The following is a 3,805-nucleotide window of genomic DNA, read 5'->3' as shown; positions in this document are numbered from 1 at the left end:
CGGCGCGGGCAGCTCGACCGGCGGCGGGGCCGGCAGGCGGGTCACCACGGTGCGGGCCGGCCCCTCGCCGACCTCGGTCGGCGTGGCGGGAGCCGGCCCGACGGCGGCCGGCGCGGTGCCCGCGGGCGTCCCCGCGGACGTGGCGGCGGGCCGCGGAGCCACGGCGACGCCGGTGGCCCCGGGTTCGGCGCGCGGCGGGGACCCGACCGCGGCGACCAGCGCGGCGCCCAGCTCCCCGGCGGTGCGGTAGCGGCGCGCGGGGTCCTTCGCCATCGCGCGCGCGACGACGTCGTCGAACGCCTTCGGCACGCGGGAGTCACGCTCCGAGGGCCGCGGCGGCGGCTCGTGGACGTGCGCGCGCAGCGCCTGGGCGGGGGTGGCCGTCTTGTACGGCGGGTGGCCGAGCAGCATCTCGGCGAGCACGCACCCCAGCGCGTAGATGTCCGACGCGGGCCCGGGCGGGATGCCCTCGAAGGTCTCCGGGGCGAGGTAGGCCAGCGTGCCGAGGACGGTGCCCGCCTCGGTCAGGCCGTCCGAGCGGTTCTGCTCGGCGGCCACGCCGAAGTCGGTGAGGTAGGCGAAGACGGGGTCGCGCGCCGCCAGGAGCACGTTCGCCGGCTTGACGTCGCGGTGGACCAGCCCGCCGGTGTGGGCGGCGTCGAGGGCGCTCGCGATCTGGGAGACGATCGCGGCGGTCCGGTCGGGCGGGACGGGCCCGCGGGAGACGACCTTGGCGAGGTCGGGCCCGTCGACCATGCGCATGTCGATGTAGAGGCGGCCCTCGAGCTCTCCGAAGTCGTGGATCGGCAGGATGTGCGGGTCGGAGAGCCGCGCGGCGAGGCGGGCCTCGCGGCGGAAGCGCGCGACGAACTCGGCGTCGTGCGCCAGCGGCTCGAGCAGCAGCTTGAGTGCGACCCACCGCTCGCGTCCGGTGTCGAAGGCGCGCCACACCTCGCCCATGCCGCCCCGGCCCAGGAGCTCCTCGAGGCGGTAGCGCCCGATGCCGGCGCCGGGCCGCCGCCCCGTTCGCCCTGCCCGACCTCGAGCGCGACGTCGTGGCGCTGCTCGCCGCGCTCGCCGCCCCGCCGAGGTCCGACAGCGGCCCGTCGCGGAAGTGGTTCCGCCGCGGCGCCGAACCCTGGGCGGGCCGGGTCGTCGTGGTCCTCGACGACGTCGACCGGCTCACCGTCGACGGCCCCGGCATCGCGTCGTTCGAGCACCTCCTGCGGGCCCTGAGCCCCGTCCTGACCGCCACCGGGGCGCACGTCGTGGTCGTCGCCGGCGTCGACGTCCTCGACGCCGCCCGCCGCAGCGACACCCGCGGCGGCAGCGTCTGGTCCGCGGTGTTCGGCCGCCAGATCTACCTCGACTCGCTGCCCCGCGGAGCGTCGGTCGAGCTGCTGCGGGGCGTGCTGCTCGCGCCGGGGCCCGAGCTCGAGACCCTCGCCGAGCACCTGGAGTACCGCTCGCGCGGCATCCCCCGCCTGCTGCTGGGCGAGCTCGACGCGCTGGTCGAGTGGCACCCGGACGGCCCGCACGTCGTCGTCGACACGGCCCGGGCGACCTCGATCGCGTTCCACGCCGCCCTCGAACGCCGGGTCGGCCCGCTCTGGGCACAGTCCCGTCCGCGCGGCCCGCTCTCCCACCACCTCGACATCGACCGCCGCCGCAGCGCCACCTACCTCGTCGTCGACTGGGCCCTCGACCGCCGCGGCACGACGTTCACCGCCTCGGACCTCGTGGCCGACCGCGTCGCCGGCGGGCACCGCCGTGAGCCGGCCTCCGACGACGAGTGCGTGGGGCTGCTGCGTGAGCTCGCCGCGGTCGGCATCCTGACCGCCCGTGAGCCGGACTCGCCGCACGCCACGTTCGTCGGGACCCCCGGACCCACCGAGACGGTGTACCGGCTCTCCCGCTCGGTCGCCGAGGCCCTCGCGCGCACCGGCGTCGCGCCCCGCGAGCTGGGCCGCGTGGGCGACGGGCGCTACGTGCTGCTCTCCGAGCTCGGGCGGGGCGTGCTCGGGCGGACGTACCGGGCGCACGACACCTTCACCACCCGCGACGTCGCGATCACGCTCCTCGACGTCCGGGAGCAGCACGACGCCGTGGCCCGCGAGCGGTTCCGGCGCGGCGTGGACCTCGCCCGCCGGCTCGACCACCCGCTGCTCGCGCCGACCCTGGGCACGCTCGAGGAGGGCGGGCGGCCCGGCCTCGTCACGGAGTTCGTCCCCGGGCTCGGGCTCGACGAACTGCTGGACCGGGGGCCGTTGGCGCCGCCCGTGGCGGTCGACCTCACGCTCGGCCTGCTCGACCTGATGCACCACCTGCACGGCGCGGGCGTGGTGCGGCTCGACCTCGCGCCGTCCCACGTCGTCATCACCCCGGACGGCCGCCCGGTCGTCGTCGGGCTGGGCCCTGCGCACCGCGCGGACGAGGAGGCGCCGGGCGGGGCGGTCGTCGGGACCCCGGCCTATCTCGCCCCGGAGGCGCTGCGGGGCGGGACGGTCGACGTCCGCTCGGACCTGTTCTCCCTCGGGCTGATCCTGGTGGAGATGCTCACCGCGCAGCCCGCCAGGCACGGCTCGGCGGCCGCGATCATCGCCCGGGCCGGCGCCGACCCCGTCGACGTGGCCGCGCTCCCCTGCTCGCCGGAGCTGCGCTCGGTGATCGAGGCGCTGCTCGACCCGGACCCGGACGCCCGCTTCGTCGACCCCGCGGAGCTCGCGAGCGCGCTGGCGACGGTGCCGGAGCGCCTGTAGGTGGCTGCGCCTTGTGCGCACTTTCCCGTGTCATATGGCGGAATAGTGCTCACGAGCGCGAAGCGCACCTATTCGCCCTCGGCCTCGCCCTCCGCCTCCAGGAACGCCTCGCGCAGCGACTCGACCATCGCCGGGTCCGGGTCCGCCCACAGGCCCCGGTCGACGGCCTCGAGCAGGCGCTCGGCCATCCCGTGCAGCGCCCACGGGTTCGCCTCGCGCAGGAACGTGCGGTTCTGCTCGTCGAGCACGTAGTTCTCGGTGAGCGAGCCGTACATCCAGTCGCTGACGGTGCCCGCCGTCGCGTCCCAGCCGAAGAGGTAGTCGACGGTCGCGGCCATCTCGAACGCGCCCTTGTACCCGTGGCGGCGCATCGCGGCCATCCAGCGCGGGTTCACGACGCGGCTCCGGAAGACTCGCGCGGTCTCCTCGATCAGCGAGCGCGTGCGCACCGCCTCCGGGCGCGTGGAGTCCCCGACGTAGGCCGCCGGCGCGACCCCGGTGAGCGCGCGGACCGTGGCGATCATGCCGCCGTGGTACTGGTAGTAGTCGTCGGAGTCGGCGATGTCGTGCTCGCGGGTGTCGATGTTCTTCGCCGCCACCGCGATCCGCCGGTACGCCGCGTTCATCTCCTCGACCGCCGACTCGCCCTGGCGGTCGCGCCCGTAGGCGTGCCCGCCCCACGTCGTGTAGATGGCGGCGAGGTCGGCGTCGCCGCGCCAGTCGCGGGAGTCCATCGCCTGCAGCAGGCCGGCCCCGTACGCGCCGGGCGGTGAGCCGAAGATCCTCGTCGTGGCGGCCTGCCAGGTGCTGCCCGACGCTGCGTCGGCGCGGGCGTGGGCGGCGACGAAGTTGTCCTCGTCGGCCTCGTCCAGCGCCGCGACCAGCTGCACGGCGTCGTCCATCGTCGCCACCACGTGCGGGAACGCGTCGCGGAAGAACCCGGAGATGCGCAGCACGACGTCGACCCGGGGCCGTCCGAGCTCGTCGGTCGGGGTGACCTCGAGCCCGGTCACCCGCCGCGACGCCTCGTCCCACACCGGCCGCAC

Annotated in this window: 3 protein-coding genes; 1 reads left to right on the top strand and 2 read right to left on the bottom strand. The window is 76.2% G+C overall.

Annotated features, from left to right (window positions below; genetic code table 11):
- Positions 1-1,002: serine/threonine-protein kinase (locus AC0CYZ_RS17930; RefSeq protein ID WP_472217749.1), on the bottom strand; the 1,002-nt coding region annotated here is incomplete at its 3' end.
- A 53-nt stretch (positions 1,003-1,055) separates the two neighbouring features.
- Between AC0CYZ_RS17930 and AC0CYZ_RS17925 the strand changes: the two genes are divergently transcribed.
- Complete coding sequence (locus AC0CYZ_RS17925) at positions 1,056-2,759, top strand: serine/threonine-protein kinase (protein ID WP_472217747.1); 1,704 nt, start codon at positions 1,056-1,058, stop codon at positions 2,757-2,759.
- A 68-nt stretch (positions 2,760-2,827) separates the two neighbouring features.
- Here the strand turns inward: AC0CYZ_RS17925 and AC0CYZ_RS17920 are convergent.
- Positions 2,828-3,805, bottom strand: a 978-nt coding sequence (locus AC0CYZ_RS17920) for a cobaltochelatase subunit CobN (RefSeq protein WP_472217745.1), incomplete at its 5' end; no start/stop codon positions are given.

Source organism: Actinomycetospora sp. (assembly GCF_055612215.1).
This window is presented reverse-complemented; position numbering and strand designations above follow the sequence as displayed.